Genomic DNA, 20060 nt, shown 5'->3' with positions numbered 1-20060 from the left:
AGAACGATAACATGTTCTACTTTGAGGGCGTGGCACTCAACATCGCGGATCTTCTGGAGCACGCCGTCGACGCCGTGCCGGAGCGCGTCGCGGTCGTGTGCGGCGACCGGCGGGTCACCTTCGCCGGACTGGAGGCGCGGGCCAACCGGCTCGCCCACCACCTCGCCGCGCACGGCGTGGGACGCGGGTCCCACATCGGGGTCTATTCCCGCAACTCGATCGAGGCCTTGGAGGCGATGATCGCGGCGTACAAGCTGCGCGCGATCGCCGTCAACGTCAACTACCGCTACGTGCACGGCGAGCTCGTCTACCTCTTCAACGACGCCGATCTCGCCGCCCTCGTGCACGAGCGGAGCTACGCCGACAAGGTGAGAGCCGTCCTGCCCGAGGCGCCGAAATTGAAACACGTTGTCGTCGTCGAGGACGGCAGCGACGGCGACTTCGAGAGCTACGGCGGCGTCGAATACGAAGCCGCGCTCGAGGCCCAGTCGCCCGAGCGCGACTTCGAAGAGCGCAGCGACGACGACCTCTACATCCTCTACACCGGCGGCACCACGGGCTACCCGAAGGGCGTGCTCTGGCGCCACGAGGACATCTGGCGCGCGCTCGGCGGCGGGATCAACTTCGTCACCGGCGAATACGTCCCGGACGAGTGGACGCTCGCCGAGCAGGGCAAGGCCGGGAGCCTGACCCGGCTGCCCGCCGCGCCGCTGATCCACGGCGCCGCGCAGTGGGCCGCGTTCGGCGCCCTGTTCACCGGCAGCCCGGTGGTCTTCGTGCCGCGCTTCGAAGCCCACGACATCTGGAAGGCCGTGCAGGAGCACAAGGTCCAGGTCCTCACGATCGTCGGCGACGCGATGGCGCGGCCGCTGATCGAGGCGTTCCGCGAGGGCGGCTACGACGCTTCGTCGCTCGTCGCCGTGTCGAGCCACGCCGCACTGTTCTCGCAGTCGGTGAAGCAGGAGTTCGTCGAGCTCGTGCCGAACGCCGTCATCACCGACGCGATCGGCTCGTCGGAAAGCGGCTTCACCGGGATCGGCATGGTGGCCAAGGGGTCCGACCACAGCGCCGGCCCGCGCGTCAGCTTCGGCAAGGACGCCATCCTGCTCGACGACGACGGCAACCTCGTCGAGCCGAAGGCCGGCGCGATCGGGCTGATCGGCCGCCGCGGGCACGTCCCGCTCGGCTACTACGGCGATCCCGAGAAGAGCAAGACGATCTTCGTCGACATCGACGGCGTCCGGTACGTCGTCCCCGGCGACTACGCGCGCTACGAGGAGGACGGCACGGTCACGCTGCTCGGCCGCGGCTCCCAGTGCGTCAACACCGGCGGCGAGAAGGTCTACCCGGAGGAGGTCGAAGGGGCGCTCAAGTCGCACCCGGACGTCTTCGACGCGCTCGTCATCGGGATCCCGGACGAGCGGACCGGCCAGCGCGTCGCCGCCGTCGTCCAGCTCCGCGAGGGCGCCGAAGCCGACCTCGCCGGGATCGAGCGGCACGTCCGGGGCGAGGTCGCCGGGTACAAGGTGCCGCGCACGGTCTGGCTGGCCGACGAGATCGGCCGCTCGCCCAGCGGCAAGCCGGACTACCCGTGGGCCCAGCGCTACGCCGCCGACCACGAACCGGCCGCGGCCCAGCCCGTCTAGGAGGACATCACCAGTGCGGACTTCCCTGTGCGACCGGCTCGGCATCGACCTGCCGATCATCGGGTTCACGCCGTCGGAGCACGTCGCCGCGGCACTCAGCCGCGCCGGCGGGCTCGGCGTGCTCGGCTGCGTCCGGTTCAACGACGCCGCCGAGCTCGACCGGGTGCTCACCTGGATGGACGAGAACACCGGTGGGAAGCCCTACGGCGTCGACATCGTGATGCCGGCGAAGATCCCGGCCGAGGGCACCCAGGTCGACCTCTCGAAGCACATCCCGGACGGGCACCGCGCGTTCGTCGACAAGGTGCTGCGCGACCTTTCGGTGCCGCCGCTGCCGGACGACACCGACGAACGCGCGGGGGTGCTCGGCTGGCTGCACTCGGTGGCCCGCTCGCACGTCGAGGTCGCGCTGAACCACCCGATCAAGCTGATCGCCAACGCGCTCGGCTCGCCGCCCGCCGACGTGATCGGCCAGTGTCACGACCGGGGCGTCCCGGTCGCGGCGCTCGCCGGGAAGGCCGAGCACGCGGTCCGGCACGTCGAGAACGGCGTCGACTTCGTGGTCGCGCAGGGCTACGAAGCCGGCGGGCACACCGGCGAGATCGCGTCCATGGTGCTGGTGCCGGAGATCGTCGACGCGGTCGACGTCCCGGTGCTCGCCGCGGGCGGGATCGGGTCCGGGCGGCAGGTGGCCGCGGCGCTCGCGCTCGGCGCGTCCGGCGTCTGGATGGGCTCGATGTGGCTCGCCACCGAGGAGTACCTGCAGACCATGGGCGAGTCCGTGGCGATGCAGCAGGCACTGGTCGGCGCGACGTCGTCGGACACCGTCCGGACGCGGATCTACACCGGCAAGCCGGCCCGGCTGCTGAAGACCCGCTGGACGGAGGCGTGGGCCGCGGCGGACGCGCCCGAGCCGTTGCCGATGCCGCTGCAGAACCTGCTGGTTTCCCACGCCCACAACCGGATCCACGCGGCGAACGACCCGAGCGTGGTGTCGATGCCGGTCGGGCAGATCGTCGGCCGGATGAACGCGGTCCGCCCGGTCGCCGACGTCGTCGCGGACCTGGTGGCCGGCTACGAAGAAGCACTGTCCCGGTTGGACAAGACGCGCTGAAGGGGGCCCGCCGCGGCGGGCCCCCTCTTCGCGGAAGCGGTTACAGACCGGCGGCGGCCGCGGCGATCTTCGACGCGAACGTGCTCACCTCGGTGTAGACGCCGGGGGCGTGCGGCCGGGCGCAGCCGTCACCCCAGGAGACGATGCCGACCTGGATCCAGGCGTTGGCGTTGTCGCGGCGGAACATCGGGCCACCGGAGTCGCCCTGGCAGGTGTCGACGCCGCCCGCGGTCAGGTTGCCGGCGCAGATCTCGGCGCTCGGGATGAGGTCGGGGTAGCTGCCGCCCTGGGCGGCGCAGGTGCTGTCGGACACGAACGGGACGGTCGCCTTCAGCAGGTACCGCTGCTGCGCGCCGCCTTCGCGGGCCGCGCCCCAGCCGGCCACGGTGAACGTGCCGGTGTTGTAGGTCGACGTCGTCGCGATCGGCAGCGTCGAGAGGCCGGTGACCGGGCTCGCGAGCTTGATCAGCGCCCAGTCGCCGCCGGTCGAGGTGCCGTAGGTGGGGGACTGGTAGACGTAGGTCGACTTGATCTTCTTGGCGCTCGTGCTCTGCAGGTCGACCACGCCGACGGTCGCCGTGATCGAGGTGTTCGACCCCGTCCGGCTGACGCAGTGGGCGGCCGTCAGGACGATCTGGTTGGTGTAGAGCGCGCCGCCGCAGCCCATCGACAGCCGGACCATGAACGGGAACTCGCCCTGGGCGGCCCGGGTCCCGCCGACGACGTCGGTGGACGGTGGCTGGGCCGCGATCGCGGGGGTGGCGAACGACGCGGCCGCGGCGACCGCGGCCACCGCGGTGGTGACGTTTCTGAGCAGGGTGAACCAGCGCTTGGGAGCCAAGGGGATCAGTCCTTCCAGTGTCCACAGTGGAAGCCGTTGCCGTCAGCGGCCCCATGACTACACCAGGTGGTCACATACCCGGACAACCGACTTTCTTCGGATGTTTCGGGCGGTTGGGTGATTTCTCACCGGCGGATCCGACGAACGCCGTAGGCCGATGGGCCCAGCAACATCGTGAGCGCGGCCGCCCGGCACCGCCGGCGTACGCGACGACGGTCGGTCTTCCCGGGAATTCACCGAGCCTTTCCTGGCCGTAAACGGAGGTTCCGCCGGAATTCGAAGGAATCGCGGCCGATCGCGCGGAAGATGTCGCATTATCGGGCCCGGACCGGGGGAAAGGCATCCGGGTGATCCTCCGTGTCCCGCGCCACAGCGAACCGTGGTGGTCGGGGAAACGAATAGGGTCGGGTGCGTGCCCGCCCCTTCGCGTCATTACCGCCTGTCCGCCGACGGTCCCGTTCTCGACGGGATTCCCGAGCACGGCCGTGTCCCGCGTTACTACGCGGTCAAGGTCGAACTGCTGGCGGTGATCGCGGAGCTCGGTGAAGGATCGGTGCTGCCCACCGAACGGGAGCTGTGCGAGCGCTTCGAGGTGTCGCGGGCGACCGTCCGGCAGGCGGTCAGTGAGCTCGTCCTCGAGGGCAGGCTCAGCCGGCGGCAGGGGAGCGGCACGTTCGTCGCCGGCCCGAAGCTGGTGCAACCGCTGGCCCTGGTGAGCTACACCGAGGGGCTGCGGCGCCAGGGCATCCGGCCGGGCCGCACGGTCATCACGCTGGAGCGGCGCCTGGCCGGCAGCGCGCTGGCCGCCGACCTGCAGGTCACCTCCGACGCCGAGGTGATCCACATCGAGCGGGTGCTGCTGGCCGACGAGGAGCGCGTCGGCCTGGAGTCGACATATCTCCTGGCCGAGCGGTTCCCGACGCTGATGGAGGAGTTCGACCCGGGGCAGTCGCTGTACGCGTGCCTGCGAGACCGGCTCGGCGTGGTGTTCGACGGCGCCGAGGAGCGCGTCGAGACGGTGCTGGCGACCCCGCGCGAGGCCCTGCTCATCGGGACCAACCCGGCCCTGCCGATGCTGCTCATGCACCGCATCTCCTGGGGCCCGGACGGCGCGCCGTTCGAGCGGGTGCGCTCGCTGTACCGGGGTGACCGGCTCAGCTTCGTGACCCGCCTCGGCCGCGCCTGACTGTCACGTTCGCCAGGACGTCCTCGTTCCTCCCGCACCAGTCGAAAGGGAGGACGTCATGAATGTCGCACTGTGGGTCGGTCAGGTGCTGCTGGCCGCGATCTTCGCCCTGTCGGGTGCGCTGAAGTCGACGATGTCGCGGCAGCGGATGCTCGAAACGGGCCAGACGGGCGCGGCGGCCTACCCGCTGCCGGTGGTCCGGTTCACCGCGATCTGCGAGCTGGTCGCCGTGGTGGGGTTGATCCTGCCGGTGCTGCTGGGCGTCGCGCCGGCGCTCACCGGCTGGGCGGCCGTGGGGCTGGCGGTGGTGATGGTGGGCGCGATGGCGATGCACGGCCGCCTGGCGGTCGTCGGGCACAAGCCGGCGGAGTGGCGCAACGTCGGGGTCAACAGCCTGATCTTCGCGGTGTGCGTGTTCGTCGCCGCCGGGCGGCTTTGACAGCGGGATGCAACCGGACGGGGGTCTGCTCCGTCTGGCAGGTATGCGCACAGTGCTGGGTACGGGTCTGCTGCTCCTCACGCTGACGGCCTGCGGGGCGGCGAACACGGCCGCGCCCGCGGGGAGCAGTACCGGGCCGGAGACGCCGACGACGTCGTCGGCGCTTCCGTCACCTTCGTCCCCGGTGCCCGGTTCGCCCACGGCCGCGCCGCCGCCGTCGCAGACGGTCGGCCGCCCGACGCAGGGCATCGCCCCGGGCGACGACGTCATCGCCGAAACCCAGGTCGACGCGCGCGGGCTGCCCGAGGGCTACCCCCGCAGCCTCACGCGGAGCACCGACGGCAAGACGCTGATCCTCCAGGCGGAGGAGGGCGGGTGCCGCCGCATCTCGGCCCACGTCGGCGACCAGACTCCGCAGCAGGTGGTCGTGCTGGTCGCCGTCACCACGGCGAAGAAGGGCCAGATGTGCCCGGACTACATCAAGGAGATCAGTCTTCCGCTGGCCTTGGCCGCACCGCTCGGAACCCGCACCGTGGTGCTCCGGCAGGGCTGAGGCGCCGCACCGACGCTGGGAGGGTGACCCGGGCTGCCCGGGGCACCCTCCCAGACCATGTCCGGACCCGGACCTCACAACGCCGGCCGGATCGATCTTCCGTGCAACCCCCCGGCGCCCCCGTTCCGTCTTCGGGACATGAGGTACTTAGCGAAGGTGGCCGGGACAGGCGCGATCCTGCTGATGGTGACGGCCTGCGCCGGCCAGAACGTGCCCATCAGCCAGCCCGCCGCCGGGGGGACCTCCACGGACCCCACCGGCAGCGTGTCGACGTCGCCGACGGCGCCGAGCGAGTCGGTGCAGCCGGCGCCGCCGTCGGCGAACCCGCCGGGCAAACCCCGGCTGACCGTGCCCGAGGGCAGTACCCCGGTGCCGCCGAACAAGGTGGACGCCGCCGCGCTGCCCAAGAACTACCCGCACGAGGTGTGGACGTCCAACGGCGGCACCATCCTCAACATCCGCGCCCAGGAGGGCGGCTGTGGTCACGCGCTCGGCGAGGCGAGTGAGCAGGCGGGCGACCACGTCGTCGTCAACCTGAGCGAGACCAAGGCCCAGACCGGCCAGATGTGCACGATGGACATCCGGTACCCGGTCATCTCGGTCGCCCTGGCCGCGCCGCTGGACCAGCGCACCGTCGTGCTGAAGACCACGCCGCAGAAGTGATCACCCTGGCTTAGGCTCGGGTGATGGGAAGCCGCCAGGTCTCACGCACCGCGATCGTCGCCACGACCCCGGAGAAGATCTTCGGGCTCCTCGCCGATCCGGCCCAGCACCCGCTCATCGACGGATCCGGCACGGTCCGGGCCGCCCAGTCCGGCGGCCCGGACCGGCTGACGCTCGGTGCCAAGTTCGGCATGGACATGAAGATGGGCGCGTCGTACAAGATCCTCAACACCGTGGTCGAGTTCGAAGAGGGCAGGCTGATCGCCTGGCGCCACTTCAACGGGCACCGCTGGCGCTGGCGCCTCGAACCCGTCGACGGTGGCACCGAGGTCACCGAGACGTTCGACTGGTCGACGGCCAAGTTCCCGCTCGCCATCAGCCTCAGCCCGTTCCCGCGCAAGAACGCCGACGGCATCGAGAAGACCCTGGCCCGGCTCGGGGAGCTGTTCCCGGCTTGACCACGGCCTCGCCGCGGCCGGTGCGACGGCGGGTGGTCCTCGCGATCTGCTGCCTGAGCCTGTTCATCGTCGGGCTCGACAACACGATCGTGAACCTCGCGCTGCCGTCGATCCGCCACGAGTTCGGCGCGTCGGTCTCGAGTCTGCAGTGGACGATCGACGCGTACACGCTCGTGCTGGCGAGCCTGCTCATGCTGTCCGGCTCCACCGCCGACCGGATCGGCCGGCGCCGGACGTTCCAGACCGGGCTCGCGCTGTTCAGCCTCGGCTCGCTGCTCTGCGGGCTCGCGCCGAACGTCGGCCTGCTGGTCGCCTTCCGCGCGCTGCAGGCGATCGGCGGGTCGATGCTCAACCCGGTCGCGCTGTCCATCGTCGCCAACGTCTTCACCGAACCCCGTGACCGCGCCCGCGCGATCGGCGTCTGGGCGGGGGTCAACGGGCTGAGCCTGGCGGTGGGGCCGGTGCTCGGCGGCGTGCTCGTCGCCTGGGCGGGCTGGCGCTCGATCTTCTGGATCAACGTCCCGGTCGGCGTCGCCGCGATCGTGCTGACGGTGCTGTTCGTCCCGGAGTCCCGTGCCCCGCGCCCGCGCCGCCTCGACCCGGTGGGGCAGCTGCTGGTGATCGTCCTGCTGGCCTCGCTCACCTACGGGATCATCGAAGGCCGCGGTTCGGGCGCGCCGGTGATGGTGGGCTGCTTCCTGATCGCCGCGGCGGCGCTGGCGGTGCTGCTGCCGTACGAGCGACGGCGCCGGGACCCGTTGCTGGAGCTCAGGTTCTTCCGCAGCGTCCCCTTCTCGGGCGCGACGCTCACCGCGGTCGCCGGGTTCGCCGCGCTGTCGGGCTTCCTCTTCCTCACCACGCTCTACCTCCAGGAGACGCGCGGCTTTTCGGTGCTGCACGCGGGGTTGCTGACCCTGCCGATGGCGGTGCTGACCGCGGTGGGCGCGCCGCTGTCGGGCCGGATGACCGGGATCCGGGGCCCGCGACTGCCCTTGCTGGTGGCCGGCGCCGGGATCGCCGCGTCCGGCGTCGTCCTGGCGGGCATCGGCCCGGACACGCCGATCGCGCTGCTGGTGGTGGGTTACGTCTGTTTCGGCATCGGCTACGGCCTGCTCAACGCGCCGATCACGAACGCGGCGGTGTCCGGGATGCCACGCGAGCAGGCCGGCCTGGCGGCGGCGGTGGCGTCGACGAGCCGTCAGGTGGGGACGTCGCTGGGGGTGGCGGTGGTCGGCGCGGTCGTCGCGGGGAGCGCGGGGACGCCGCCGGGGACGGGCCGGGCGGTGTGGGCGATCGTCGCGGGCTGCGGGGTGCTGGTGTTCCTGCTGGGGCTGGTGACGACGGGCCGCTGGGCGACGGCGACCGCGGCGCGCGTGAATGGTCCGGACCACGACGACGCCCCGGTGGCCTGACCACCACGCGATCCGCTGCTGAGCGCCGCTTGTCCGACCAGTGGTCCGGACCACCCCGGCCGGTCGGTGTCGAAGTCGTCGAAAAGTCTTTTGAAATCTCGGTGAACCGCCGCTGTTACCGAGCCGTATCCATCAGTGAGGTGGTGATCAGAGAGGAGGGGCCCATGCCCCGCTTGAGTAGTGGTCGGCACCGCAAGCAGGCGACCGTCGGTCTGGCCGCGTTGCTGGGGGTCGCGGGTGTCACCGCGACCGCCATCGCGCTGAGCAGCCCGGCGGGCAACGCCGCGGAAGCGCCCAAGGAGAACTGCGGGGGGCTCGACACCGCGCTGCAGAACAACCTGAACTTCATCGCGGGCCAGCAGGCGGCCCCGGACGCGCAGTCGGCCGCGCGGATCGCCAACCGGCAGGCGGTGGTCGACCTGATCCAGCAGCGGCGGCAGGTCGCGGGCTGCACGGCGAACGTCGCGGCGAACAACGGCCAGGCCGCGCAGGCCCCGGCCCAGCAGGCACCGGCCGCCCAGGCCCCGGCGCAGCAGGCGCCCGCGCAGCAGAACCAGAACCAGAACCAGGCCGGGGCGAACACCGGCGACCAGGGCGCGACCGGCGACGTCGTGTGCGCCGGCTCCACCGTGACGCTCTCGGGCGAGGGTGGCGCGCCGGCCGCGTCGAGCAACCAGTTCCCGGCGGGGACGAAGCTGAAGGTGACCAACCTGGACAACTCGAAGTCCACGACGGTCGAGGTGACCTCGGTGTCGGGCAGCTGCACGCTGCTCAACAACGCGGCCTTCGAACAGGTTCGGGAACCCGGAAAGTTCCTCATCCGGCGCGCGCGGATCGAGCGCGTCGGCTGAGGGAGCAGGGAAGAAAGGGGGCACCGGCGGCGGGCCGGTGTCCCCTTCCCTTGTGGGTCAACGGAAGCTGATCTGCAGCACCGGGTCGCCGGTGCTCTCGAAGAAGTCGTTGCCCTTGTCGTCGATGACGATGAAGGCCGGGAAGTCCTCGACCTCGATCTTCCAGACGGCTTCCATGCCGAGCTCGGCGTACTCGAGGACGTCGACCTGCTTGATGCAGTCCTGCGCGAGCCGCGCGGCCGGGCCGCCGATCGAGCCGAGGTAGAACCCGCCGTGCGACTGGCACGCGTTGGTGACCTGCTTCGACCGGTTTCCCTTGGCCAGCATGACGAGTGAGCCGCCGGCGGCCTGGAACTGCTCGACGTAGGAGTCCATCCGCCCGGCCGTCGTCGGCCCGAACGAGCCGGACGCGTAGCCCTCCGGCGTCTTCGCCGGCCCGGCGTAGTAGACCGGGTGGTTCTTCAGGTAGTCCGGCATCTCCTCACCGGCGTCGAGGCGCTCGGCGATCTTCGCGTGCGCGATGTCGCGGGCGACGACCAGCGGCCCGGTGAGCGAAAGCCGCGTCTTGACCGGCAGCTGCGAGAGCTGGGCGCGGATCTCGGCCATCGGCCGGTTGAGGTCGACGCTCACGACGTCGTCGGAGAGGTCCTCTTCGGTGACGTCGGGGAGGAACCGGGCCGGGTCGCGCTCGAGCTGCTCGATGAAGACGCCGTCCGCGGTGATCTTCGCCTTGGCCTGGCGGTCGGCGGAGCAGCTCACGGCGACGCCGACCGGACAGCTCGCGCCGTGGCGGGGGAGCCGGATGACGCGGACGTCGTGGCAGAAGTACTTGCCACCGAACTGCGCGCCGATGCCGAACTGCCGGGTCATCTCGAGGACCTGCTGCTCGAGGTCCCGGTCGCGGAAGGCATGGCCCAGCTCGGAACCCTCGGTCGGCAAGTTGTCGAGGTAGCGCGCCGAAGCGAGTTTCGCGACCTTCAAGTTGAACTCGGCCGACATCCCGCCGACGACGATCGCGAGGTGGTACGGCGGGCAGGCGGCGGTGCCGAGGCTGCGCAGCTTCTCGTCGAGGAAGCGCGCGAGCCGCTTCGGGTTCAGGACGGCTTTTGTTTCCTGGTAAAGGAAAGTCTTGTTGGCGCTGCCGCCGCCCTTGGCCATGAAGAGGAACTCGTAGGACGGGTCGTCCTGCCCGTCCTTGTGGTAGAGCTCGATCTGCGCGGGCAGGTTGGTCCCGGTGTTGCGTTCGTCCCAGAAGTTGACGGGCGCCATCTGCGAGTAACGCAGGTTCAGCTGCTGGTAGGCATCGAAGATGCCCTGCGAGAGGGCCCGCTCGTCGTCCCCGCCGGTGAGGACGCCCTCGCCGCGCTTGCCGACGACGATGGCGGTGCCGGTGTCCTGGCACATGGGGAGGACCCCGCCGGCCGAGATGGCGGCGTTGCGCAGCAGGTCCATGGCGACGAACCGGTCGTTCCCGGAGGCCTCGGGGTCGTCGACGATGGCCCGCAGCTGCTTCAGGTGTGACGTGCGCAACAGGTGCTGGATGTCGCTGATGGCGGTGCGCGCGAGGGTGGTGAGCGCGGCGGGGTCGACCTTCAGGAACGTCCGCCCGGCGGCTTCGACGGTCTCGACGCCCTCGTCGGTGACCAGCCGGTACTCGGTGGTGGTGTCCTTGCCGAGGGGGAGGACTTCGGTGTGCTGAAACGTGGTGGTGGACGGCACTGCCAGGCTCCTTTGCCAGCTCCGGGATCGGTCCACCCTACGGCGGCTCGGCGGCCACGCGGCCGAGGCATCCGCTCACTGTGGGCCACCCCACGCTCGTCCCGCGTTCGGAAGCCGCTCGGTGAACCCCCACCACCCCGAAGCCCCGATTGTGACTACGGCCGGCAGGACCGCGTCAAGGCGGGAAAGATGCCTTGACCCGGCACCGCCGGCCGTGTTCTGGCTTCGGATCGGGGTTGCGGGGAGGTCTGGGTGGGTGGGTGGGGTGCGGGTTGTGCTGCCGGCTTGCCTTCGCGTTCGCCCCGGACTTTTGGTCGGGAGGCCGGGTCCACCCCGACGGACCCGACCTCCCGGGGAGAGCGGCCGGGTGCGTGCACACCCGATCGCGTGGTCTCTGCCCGTCCCGCTAAGCCGCTCCACGAATGTGGCGTGACGAAGGTCATAAGTCAACGCGGCCGAACGGGTGTTGGCGAGGGTTTGCTACCCCGGTCCGGTGACCACGAAACCCCGTTTTCGTGGAGAATTTTCCGGGACCGCCACGCAAAACACGGAAGTGCTGGTCGTGGACGTGCGGAAGGGGGGGGTGCCTGGGCACCCGCCCCTTCCGTAACCTGACGATCAGCTGGCGTAGGCGCGGAGCCGGTCCGCGCGCTCGCCCTGGCGGAGCTTCGACATGACCTCGCGCTCGATCTGGCGGACGCGCTCGCGGGACAGGCCGAAGTGCTTGCCGATCTGGTCGAGCGTGCGGGGCTGGCCGTCGTCGAGGCCGTAGCGGAGCCGGATGACCTGCTGCTCGCGGTCGTCCAGCGTCGACAGGACCCGGCGCAGGTCGTCCTGCAGCAGGCTCGAGATCACGGCGCTCTCGGCGTCCGTCGCCTCGGAGTCCTCGATGAAGTCGCCCAGCGGGGCGTCCTCCTCCGTGCCGACCGGCATGTCCAGGCTTACCGGGTCACGCGAGTGGTCGAGCAGGTCCGAGATCTTGTGCGCCGGGATGCCCGACTCGGCCGCCAGCTCCTCGTGCGTCGCGTCGCGCCCGAGCTGCTGGTGCAGGTCGCGCTTGATGCGGGCGAGCTTGTTGACCTGTTCCACCAGGTGGACCGGGAGCCGGATCGTGCGCCCCTGGTCGGCCATCCCCCTGGTGATGGCCTGGCGGATCCACCAGGTCGCGTAGGTCGAGAACTTGAACCCCTTGGAGTAGTCGAACTTCTCCACCGCGCGGATCAGACCCAGGTTCCCCTCCTGGATCAGGTCGAGCAGCGGCATCCCCCGGCCGGTGTAGCGCTTGGCCAGCGAGACCACCAGGCGGAGGTTGGCCTCCAGCAGGTGGTTCTTGGCCACGTGCCCGTCACGGACCAGGGCGGAGAGCTCCTTGCGGCGCTTCGGGGTGAGGTTCTCCCCGGTGTCCAGCATGTGCTGGGCGAAGACGCCGGCTTCGATGCGCTTGGCGAGCTCGACCTCGTCGGCCGCGGACAGCAGCGCCGTCTTGCCGATACCGTTGAGGTAGACACGCACGAGGTCGGCGGCGGGGCTCGGGGCGTCGAGGTCGCCGTCGGCGAGCGCCCCCACGCTCACCGGCTCCTCGGACACCTGAGCCGGGATGCGCTCGCGAATCCCGCGCGACTCGCGTTCGAGAGTCTGGACTGACATTCTGCCTCCCCGGTCACGGGCTGAACGTGTTGCTGCGGTCGTCCCACCGGGTGCGCACCCGCGGACCGGGGCCTGTGGAGCCCGGTACGCCGGTCCGGCCGGCTTGGCTGGACATCTGTCACAACGCTCCGGGTTTCCAAAACGTTCCCGGCTCGCCTGAAAAGGAGACGGCCGCGGGCGCGCTCCGGTTGCTCCACCATTGCTGAGCTTTTGCTGAGAACAGTCCGTGACCGGGGAACCTGAGAATCCGATGTGAATCGGGTCAGGATGTGAACCGTCCCAGCGTGGTCTAGACCTCTACGAGAACCGTGAACGGACCGTCGTTGACGCTCGAGACCGCCATCATCGCCCCGAAACGGCCCGTCGCGACCGTGGCGCCGCGGCCGCGCAGCTCGGCCACGACGGCGTCCACCAACGGCTCGGCGACCTCCGGCCGGGCGGCCTGCGTCCACGACGGCCGGCGCCCTTTCTTCGTCTCGCCGTAGAGGGTGAACTGGCTCACCACGAGCAGCGGGGCATTCGCCGTGGCGCATGATTCCTCGTCGCGCAACACGCGCAGCTCGTGCAATTTGCGCGCCATCACGGCGGCCTTCGCCGCGTCGTCGCCGACGTGGATTCCCAGCAGCACAAGCAGACCGGGTTCGGCGATCGCCCCGACGACCTCGTCGTCGACGGTCACGTCCGCCCGCGTGACGCGAGCCGCGACGGCCCTCACCGGCCCGCCGGAAGGAGCATTCCGTGCCGGACGAGCTCGCGGACGACGGGCAGCGCGGCGGCCGCCAGCTCCGAAGCTTCCAGGCCCTGCGCGGCCGCGAGGAGCTCGATCAAGTCCTCCAGAGGCAGCGCACCGCGGCAGCCCGCCAGCAGCCGCGCGGCCAGGTCGTCGACCTCGTGGTGCCAGCCCGGCCCGTCCGTGCGGTGCAGCCGCCGGATGGTCGTCGCCCAGCCTTCGTCGCCGGGTTCCTCGACGCTTTCCAGCAAGACCGTGTCCGGTACCACAAAACGGACATCGAGCAACGAATCTCCCGATTCCCGCAACCATTCCACGCGGTCGAGCCAGCCGGCCGCCTCCGGGCCCAGCGGGTCGTCGTAGGCCTGGCGGAGGTCCTCGCACACCACGGTCGGGGTGCGCCCGGCCGCGCGCCGCAGCGTGACGAAGCCGAACCCGATGCCCTGGACGTCGTTCGCCGCGAACCAGTCGAGCCACGCCGCCGCCTTCGCCCGGCCCTCCGGCGAGCGCGGGTCGAGGCCCGCGTCCCGCAGCCAGGTGCCGACGTAGAGCGCCGGGTCGGCGATGTCGCGCTGGACGAACCAGGCGTCGGTCTCGGCGGGCAGCCAGCGGCTCACCCGGTCGGCCCAGTCCTCGCGGCCGGTGTGCAGCCAGGAGCCGAGCAGGTGCCCGACGCCGCCGTCGTTGAGGAAGCCGGGCAGCTGCCGGACGACCAGCGCGCTGGCGTCGTCGCCGGCCAGCCCGGAGTCGCGGTAGGTGTAGTCGACGCGGGCCGGGCCGACCACGAACGGCGGGTTGCAGACGATCTGGTCGAACTTCCGCCGCGCGACCGGCGCGAACCACTCGCCGCGCACGAGCTCGACGTCCAGCTCGTTCAGCCGGAACGTCGCCGCGGCCAGCGCCAGAGCCCGCGAAGAGACGTCGGTGGCCGTCACGCGCTGGGCGTGCCGGGTCGCGTGCAGCGCCTGGACACCGTTGCCGGTGCCCACGTCGAGCAGGGTGCCGACGGGACGGCGGCCGGTCGCGCGGATCAGCGACAGCGACGCGTGCCCGACGCCCAGCACGTGGTCCTCGGGCACGGTCCGGCCCAGCACGTCGGCGTCGAGGTCGGACACGACCCACCAGGAGCCGTCGTCGTCGCCGTGCGGCCGGATGTCGAGGGCGGCGCGGTAGCCGTCGGCCACCGGGGCGAGCACCCCGGCGGCGACCGCGTCCTCGGGCGCGAGCGGCGCGAAGGCGGCCTTGACCGCGGTCTCCGGCTCGGTCCCGCCCAGCAGGAACAGCCGGATCAGCGTGCCCAGGTCGCCCGCGTCCCGGCTCGCGCGTTCGGCCGGCACCGGCTCGCCGCGCCCCAGCGCCGCCTGCGCGGCTCCGCCGAGGGCGGCCACCACGCCGTCGGCGTCGTAGGACGTGCGCCGGAAGGCCTCGCGCAGCCGCGCGCAGACGTCGTCGGACAGGTCGGGCAGTACGCTTCGCGTGCTCACGGTGGGTAATGCTGCCACGATGGCCCTCGTGACCCTTGAACGCGTCCTCGCCCCGCTCGACGCGGCGCTGCCCGAGCTCGAAGCGCTGTACATCGACTTGCACCGGCATCCCGAGCTGTCCTTCGCCGAGACCCGGACGGCGGCCGAGCTGGCCCGGCGGCTGGAGCGCGACGGCTACGAGGTGCACACCGGCATCGCCGGCACCGGCGTGCTGGGCGTGCTGCGCAACGGCGAGGGCCCGACGGTGCTGCTGCGCGCGGACATCGACGCGCTGCCGGTCGAGGAGAAGACCGGGCTCTCGTACGCGAGCGTCGCCCGCGGCACCGACGAGCACGGCACGGACGTCCCGGTCATGCACGCGTGCGGGCACGACATGCACGCCACCTGGCTCTCCGGTGCCGCGGCGCTGCTCGCGAAGGGCCGCGACACGTGGTCCGGCACGCTCCAGGTGGTCTTCCAGCCGGGCGAGGAGGGCGCGGGCGGCGCGGTCCGGATGGTCCGCGACGGCCTGTTCGACCGCGCCGGGACGCCCGACGTCGTGTTCGGCCAGCACCTGGTGCCCGGCCCGGCCGGCTGGGTGCTGACCCGGCCCGGCGTGATCATGGCCGCGACCGACACGCTGCGCATCACCCTGCACGGCCGCGGCGGCCACGGCTCGCGCCCGGAGACGACCGTCGACCCGGCCGTGCTGGCCGCGTCCGTGGTGCTCAAGCTGCAGACGATCGTCTCGCGCGAGATCGCCGCCACCGACTCGGCGGTGGTCACCGTCGGTTCGCTGCACGTGGGCACCGCGAGCAACGTCATCGCCGACGACGCCGTGCTCGAGGTGAACGTCCGGTCCTTCGACCAGGCCGTCCGCGAACGCGTGCTCGCCGCGGTGGAACGGATCGTCAACGGCGAGGCCGCGACGGCCGGCGCGCCGAAGCCGCCCGAGATCGTCCGGTCGGGTTCGTACCCGATCACCGAAAACGACGAAGCGGTCAACGACGCGCTCACCGAGGTCTTCCGCGGCCACTTCGGCGCCGAAGCGGTGATGCCGGCCCCGCTGGTCACCGGCAGCGAGGACTTCAGCGAGTTCGGCCGCGCGGCCGGCGTCCCGTCGGTGTTCTGGCTGGTCGGCGGCTTCGACGCGGAGACGGTGATCACGGCGATGACCGAGGGCCGGTTCGAGCGCGACATCCCGTCCAACCACTCGCCGCGCTTCGCCCCCGTGTTGCACCCGACCTTGCGCACAGGCATCGAGACGCTCGTCGCCGCCGCGTTGAGCCGCTTGCCTCACCCAGGTGACGCATGAGCCCCGCAGGTGGGACGATGGCAGACGGAGGTGGTGCAGTGACCATGCCCGCCAACGACTCGGACCCGGTGCTGATCACCGCGGCGGCCCCGTCGTACGAAGAGCAGTTCAAGGCGCGCAAGCGCAAGTACGTGATCATGATGGCGTGCCGCATCCCGTGCCTGATCCTCGCCGGGCTGACCTACCACACCTGGTGGCTGGCGCTCGGGTTCCTCGCGATCTCGGTGCCGCTGCCGTGGATCGCGGTCCTGATCGCGAACGACCGCCCGCCCCGCAAGTCCGAGAACGTCTCGACCTACCAGCACGAGGCGACGGCCATCGAAGGCACCAGCCACCGGGTCATCGACGGCTGAGCGTCACGTCGGCTGCGGACCCACCTTCCCGACGGCCAGCGCGCCCAGCCGCGTCCCGTGCCGCAGGATGTCCACAGTGGACTCCCCGGCCAGCCAGCCGGTGAGCACGCCCGCGTCGAAGGCGTCGCCGGCGCCGGTCGAGTCGAGGCACTCGGCCTCGATCGCCGGCACGCTCGTGACGCCGCCGGCGTCGACCCAGCTGGCGCCGTCCAGCCCGGCGGTCACGACCACCGCGCCGACCGTGCCGAGCAGCTCCTTCGCCGACGCCGGGTCCGCCGAACCGGTCAGCGCCACCAGTTCCTCGGTGTTGGGCAGCAGCAGGTCGACCCCGCGGACGTCGTCGAGGAACGCGGCCGGGTCGGTGATGTGCGCGGCGGCCTGCGGGTCGACCGACGTCGTCAGCCCGGCCTCCTTCGCGGCGGCCAGCGACGCCAGACCCGCGGCCCGCGACGGCGGATCGAGCAGCACGTAACCCGACAGGTGGAGGTGCCGGGCGCCGGCCAGGGCCTCGGGGGTGACGTCCTCGGGCGCGAAACGCTGGTTCGCGCCGCGGTCGGCGAGCATGCTCCGCTGCCCGGAGCCGTCGACCATCACCACGACGCAGCACGTCGGCGCCTCCGCGTCGACCGCGAACGCGCACCGCACGCCCGCGGCCTCCAGCTCGGCCCGGATCAGCCGGCCGCCCGGGTCGTCGCCGATGCGCGCGAGCAGCGTCGTCTCGGCGCCGAGGTACCGCAGCCACAGCGCCGTGTTGGCGCCCGAGCCACCGCCGGTGAACCGGATCTTCGCGCGGGCGTCACCGCCGTGCGGCAACGGCTTGTCGTGCCGGGCGATCACGTCCAGGGCCGCGTCGCCGACCACCACGATTCCGCTCACGACAGCGCCACCGCCACCTCGGTCGCCAGCTTCGCATTGTTCAGCACCAAGGCCTCGTTCGCGTCGATGCTCACGCCACCGCTCGCCGTGTGGAAGTGCTCCAGCAGCACCGGCGTGACGTCGGCGCCGTGCACACCCCGCTCGGCGACCAGCGCGAGGCCTTCCGCCAGCAGCCGGTCGTGCAGCTCTTTGTCCATTTCGGACGCTTCGGGGATCGGGTTCGCCAGCAGGACACCGGACTTCGCGTACGCGCGGTGCGCGGCGACCACGGCGGCGGCCTGCTTCGGGTCGTCGACGCGCCAGCCGACCGCGTGGCCCGACGAGCGCAGGTAGAACGCCGGGAAGTCGTCGGTGCGGTAGCCCAGCACCGGCACCGAGTTCGTCTCCAGCACCTCGAGCGTCGCCGGGATGTCGAGCACCGACTTCACGCCGGAGCAGACCACCACCGTCGGTACCTTCGCGAGCACGCCGAGGTCCGCCGAGACGTCCCACGACTGCGCCGCGCCGACGTGCACGCCGCCGAGCCCGCCGGTGGCGAACATCCCGATGCCGGCCGCGGCCGCGAGCGCCGACGTGCTCGCCACGGTCGTCGCGCCGGAGCGGCCGAGGCCGACGGCCGGGCCGAGGTCGCGCAGCGACAGCTTGTCCAGGCCGGCGTCCGGCGCGCAGACGCGCTCGAGCTCGGCGGGGGAGAGGCCGACGACGACGCGGCCGTCGAGCACCGCGATGGTGGCCGGGACGGCGCCGCCGTCGCGCACCACGCGCTCGAGGCGGTGGGCGACGTCGAGGTTGCGGCCGGCGGGGAGGCCGTGGGACAGGATGGTGCTCTCGAGCGCGACGACGGGGTGCCCGTCACGCAGCGCCGAGGCGACCTCTTCGTGCAGGTTGAGTGGGGTGGTCACGAGGAACCATCATCGGTGATCGTCCTGTTCCCGGCGCCAGTGGGTCAGCTCGGCCGTCAGGTTCGCCCGCGCGGCGCTCGCCCAGCGTGTCCGGGCGGCTTCGCTGCGGTAGAGCGTCCGGGTCAGCATGCTTTCGAGGACGGCGATGCGGCCTTCGCGCCAGACGTCGTCGGGGTACTTCGCGTACTCCTCGCGCACGGCCTCGGCGTACGCCGCGTACCGCTCCTTCGGCGCGCCGAGGATGGCGAGATCGGCGTCGAGGAGGGCGGTGGCGAGGGCGTCGTCCGGGGGAGCGTCGTGCTTGATCGTCGCGAGGATCAGGCCTTCGACGCGCTCGACGTGTGCTTCGGCGACCCCGGCCAGCGCCTCGCGGGCCCAGGCGGCGCTGGCGCGTTCGTCTTCGCCGGGCTTCGCGTCGTAGACGACGTCGTGCGTCCAGGCCGCGACGGCGAGCACTGCGCGGTCGACCTCGCCCAGATCCGAGGCCAGCCAGGCGGAGTCCCGCGCGACGGCGGCCGCGTGGTCGAGGGTGTGGTAGCGGCGGTGGGGTTCGGCGTAGCGGACCTCGAGCCCCGCCCGGGGCACGCCACCCAGGGCCGTGACGGCTGCGGCCCACTTCACGGGAACGTCCAGCGCGTCGGGGTGCCGGTGAAGTCCTTCTCCCGCAGGCCGAACGCCTTCTCCGGGAGCAGCCGCATCGACGCGTTGTCGAGGAAGTCCTCGCCGTAGGCCGTCGCGTACTTCGCGTTCATCGCGTCGAGGAACGTGCGCAGCGCGGCCGGCTCGGTGACGATCTCGGCCGTCCCTTCGACGACGACGGGCTCGTACGGGTCTTCCGTGGCGATCGACACGGCCGAGCCCGCGGCGATGTTCCGGGCCTTCACCGACCGCGGGGACGAGGAGAACCACAGCACCTCTCCGGTCCACACGGCCCAGACCGGCATCAGGTGCGGGCGCCCGGCCGGGGTGACGGTCGCCAGCCAGAAGTCGTGCGACTCCCGCAGCCGCGTCTCGGCCCACGACCAGGGCAGCAGCCCCGACGGATCGGCCGCGATGCCGTAGCCGGGCATGTGCGGCCGCTCGGCGCGGGGCGTGGCCATCAGTCGAAGATGCCGCGCGGCCGGGCGACCTGGTCCAGCCAGTCTTCGAGCTGCTTCTCCCAGTTCACGTCCGGCTTCATCGTGAACATCCCCAGGAAGTCCTGCCCGCGCCCGCCGAAGCCGCCGGTCTTGCTCACCCGGACCCGCTTGGTGACCTCCAGGACGACGTCGGTGCGGCTCGACGACGCCAGGAACGTCACCGCGAGCTGCGAAAACACGCTCGCGAAGCGCGGCGAAGGCGTGAAGCGGATCTCCTGGAAGAACGGCAGCTGCTGCTGGGCGCCGTTGATCCGGCCCTGTTCGAGGATCGCCTCGCGGAAGGTGAAGCCGGTCCGGCTCAGCGCGTCGAGGACCCGCTTCTGCGCCGGGAGCGGCTCGATCGCGACGGCGTCGGCGTCGAACGGGTCGGACACCGACGAGGCCAGGTCCAGCTCGGCGCGCACGCCGACCGCCATGCCGGTCAGCGGCTTGGCGAAGACGCTCGTGACGGGCGTCTCCCACGGCAGCGGCACCTCGAACGGCAGGCGCACCTGCTGGCCGGCGCGGATCGTCTCGGCGCCGACCAGGTGCTGGGAGCCGAAGGGGAGGTCCTCGGTCTTGTCCGTGCCGGGGACCTGGACGCGGGCCAGCAGCGTCACCGCGAGGCCCTTGATCTCCTGGTCGACCTCGCCGCCGGTCAGCAGCACCTCGCCGTGCAGGGGACGGCCGGGGGAGGCGGTCCGGTCGAGCAGGCGGGCGTCGATCTTCGCCCCGCCCGAGCCGAACGTCGCGAGCACCTTCTGGAACATGCCG

The 20060-nt window shown here is 71.6% G+C and carries 21 protein-coding genes; 11 read left to right on the top strand and 10 right to left on the bottom strand.

Translation table 11 applies throughout. The annotated features are described in order from the left end of the window. The first annotated feature begins 29 nt into the window (after nt 1-29). Nucleotides 30-1646: an acyl-CoA synthetase gene (locus tag ACZ7PG_RS09225; protein WP_470238558.1), complete on the top strand. Its 1617-nt coding sequence runs from the start codon at nt 30-32 to the stop codon at nt 1644-1646. 13 nt (nt 1647-1659) lie between these two features. Continuing rightward, nucleotides 1660-2760: an NAD(P)H-dependent flavin oxidoreductase gene (locus ACZ7PG_RS09220; protein WP_470238557.1), complete on the top strand. Its 1101-nt coding sequence runs from the start codon at nt 1660-1662 to the stop codon at nt 2758-2760. A 40-nt stretch (nt 2761-2800) separates the two neighbouring features. Here the strand turns inward: ACZ7PG_RS09220 and ACZ7PG_RS09215 are convergent, their stop codons facing one another. Continuing rightward, a complete protein-coding gene (locus ACZ7PG_RS09215; protein ID WP_470238556.1) occupies nt 2801-3601 on the bottom strand; it encodes a S1 family peptidase in 801 nt (266 codons plus the stop codon). A 412-nt stretch (nt 3602-4013) separates the two neighbouring features. On the opposite strand from ACZ7PG_RS09215, the gene ACZ7PG_RS09210 reads away from it, so the two are divergent. The 7 genes from ACZ7PG_RS09210 (at nt 4014) to ACZ7PG_RS09180 (ending at nt 9163) form a co-directional block, all read left to right on the top strand. Beyond that, nucleotides 4014-4787, top strand: coding sequence for a GntR family transcriptional regulator (locus ACZ7PG_RS09210; protein WP_470238555.1), 774 nt, complete (start codon nt 4014-4016; stop codon nt 4785-4787). A 58-nt stretch (nt 4788-4845) separates the two neighbouring features. Further along, nucleotides 4846-5226: a DoxX family protein gene (locus ACZ7PG_RS09205; protein ID WP_470238554.1), complete on the top strand. Its 381-nt coding sequence runs from the start codon at nt 4846-4848 to the stop codon at nt 5224-5226. A gap of 43 nt (nt 5227-5269) precedes the next feature. After that, nucleotides 5270-5779, top strand: a complete 510-nt coding sequence (locus tag ACZ7PG_RS09200) for a hypothetical protein (RefSeq protein ID WP_470238553.1) — start codon at nt 5270-5272, stop codon at nt 5777-5779. 138 nt (nt 5780-5917) lie between these two features. Next, the gene (locus ACZ7PG_RS09195) at nt 5918-6442 is read left to right on the top strand and encodes a hypothetical protein (RefSeq protein ID WP_470238552.1); all 525 of its coding nucleotides are present in this window, start codon (nt 5918-5920) and stop codon (nt 6440-6442) included. Between the two features lie 23 nt (nt 6443-6465). Then, nucleotides 6466-6900 (top strand): SRPBCC family protein, encoded by a 435-nt coding sequence (locus tag ACZ7PG_RS09190; protein WP_470238551.1) that lies wholly within the window; start codon nt 6466-6468, stop codon nt 6898-6900. Beyond that, nucleotides 6897-8312 carry an MFS transporter gene (locus ACZ7PG_RS09185; RefSeq protein ID WP_470238550.1) on the top strand — a complete coding sequence of 472 codons (1416 nt, stop codon included), beginning with the start codon at nt 6897-6899 and terminating at the stop codon, nt 8310-8312. The genes ACZ7PG_RS09190 and ACZ7PG_RS09185 overlap by 4 nt, the downstream gene beginning before the upstream one ends. Nucleotides 8313-8476: 164 nt before the next feature. Beyond that, nucleotides 8477-9163, top strand: a complete 687-nt coding sequence (locus tag ACZ7PG_RS09180) for an RlpA-like double-psi beta-barrel domain-containing protein (RefSeq protein ID WP_470238549.1) — start codon at nt 8477-8479, stop codon at nt 9161-9163. 57 nt (nt 9164-9220) lie between these two features. On the opposite strand, the gene ACZ7PG_RS09175 is transcribed toward ACZ7PG_RS09180, so the two are convergent. The 4 genes from ACZ7PG_RS09175 to ACZ7PG_RS09160 form a co-directional block, all read right to left on the bottom strand. Beyond that, entirely contained in the window at nt 9221-10882 is a 1662-nt protein-coding gene (locus ACZ7PG_RS09175; RefSeq protein ID WP_470238548.1) for a fumarate hydratase, read from the bottom strand. A gap of 618 nt (nt 10883-11500) precedes the next feature. Further along, the gene (locus ACZ7PG_RS09170) at nt 11501-12529 is read right to left on the bottom strand and encodes a sigma-70 family RNA polymerase sigma factor (protein WP_155542247.1); all 1029 of its coding nucleotides are present in this window, start codon (nt 12527-12529) and stop codon (nt 11501-11503) included. A gap of 289 nt (nt 12530-12818) precedes the next feature. Next, a complete protein-coding gene (gene dtd / locus ACZ7PG_RS09165) occupies nt 12819-13244 on the bottom strand; it encodes a D-aminoacyl-tRNA deacylase (RefSeq protein WP_470238547.1) in 426 nt (141 codons plus the stop codon). After that, the gene (locus ACZ7PG_RS09160; protein ID WP_470238546.1) at nt 13241-14743 is read right to left on the bottom strand and encodes a DUF7782 domain-containing protein; all 1503 of its coding nucleotides are present in this window, start codon (nt 14741-14743) and stop codon (nt 13241-13243) included. The genes dtd and ACZ7PG_RS09160 overlap by 4 nt, the downstream gene beginning before the upstream one ends. A gap of 28 nt (nt 14744-14771) precedes the next feature. On the opposite strand from ACZ7PG_RS09160, the gene ACZ7PG_RS09155 reads away from it, so the two are divergent. Together ACZ7PG_RS09155 and ACZ7PG_RS09150 are read left to right on the top strand one after the other, a co-directional pair. Beyond that, nucleotides 14772-16037: an amidohydrolase gene (locus ACZ7PG_RS09155; protein WP_470238545.1), complete on the top strand. Its 1266-nt coding sequence runs from the start codon at nt 14772-14774 to the stop codon at nt 16035-16037. Nucleotides 16038-16054: 17 nt separating this feature from the next. Further along, entirely contained in the window at nt 16055-16390 is a 336-nt protein-coding gene (locus ACZ7PG_RS09150; RefSeq protein WP_470238544.1) for a DUF3099 domain-containing protein, read from the top strand. 3 nt (nt 16391-16393) lie between these two features. Here the strand turns inward: ACZ7PG_RS09150 and ACZ7PG_RS09145 are convergent, their stop codons facing one another. From ACZ7PG_RS09145 to ACZ7PG_RS09125, 5 genes are read right to left on the bottom strand one after another with little or no spacing between them, the layout of a single operon-like run. Beyond that, nucleotides 16394-17266 (bottom strand): carbohydrate kinase family protein, encoded by an 873-nt coding sequence (locus tag ACZ7PG_RS09145; RefSeq protein ID WP_470238543.1) that lies wholly within the window; start codon nt 17264-17266, stop codon nt 16394-16396. Next, entirely contained in the window at nt 17263-18168 is a 906-nt protein-coding gene (locus tag ACZ7PG_RS09140; protein ID WP_470238542.1) for a pseudouridine-5'-phosphate glycosidase, read from the bottom strand. Before ACZ7PG_RS09140 ends, ACZ7PG_RS09145 begins: the two co-directional genes overlap by 4 nt. Before the next feature lie 9 nt (nt 18169-18177). Next, nucleotides 18178-18789 carry an HD domain-containing protein gene (locus ACZ7PG_RS09135; protein WP_470238541.1) on the bottom strand — a complete coding sequence of 204 codons (612 nt, stop codon included), beginning with the start codon at nt 18787-18789 and terminating at the stop codon, nt 18178-18180. Further along, nucleotides 18786-19268, bottom strand: coding sequence for a pyridoxamine 5'-phosphate oxidase family protein (locus ACZ7PG_RS09130; protein ID WP_470238540.1), 483 nt, complete (start codon nt 19266-19268; stop codon nt 18786-18788). Before ACZ7PG_RS09130 ends, ACZ7PG_RS09135 begins: the two co-directional genes overlap by 4 nt. Then, nucleotides 19268-20056, bottom strand: a complete 789-nt coding sequence (locus ACZ7PG_RS09125; RefSeq protein WP_470238539.1) for a sporulation protein — start codon at nt 20054-20056, stop codon at nt 19268-19270. The genes ACZ7PG_RS09130 and ACZ7PG_RS09125 overlap by 1 nt, the downstream gene beginning before the upstream one ends. Between the last annotated feature and the right edge of the window lie 4 nt (nt 20057-20060).

The sequence above is a fragment of the Amycolatopsis sp. NPDC114504 genome, assembly GCF_055633595.1.
This window is presented reverse-complemented; position numbering and strand designations above follow the sequence as displayed.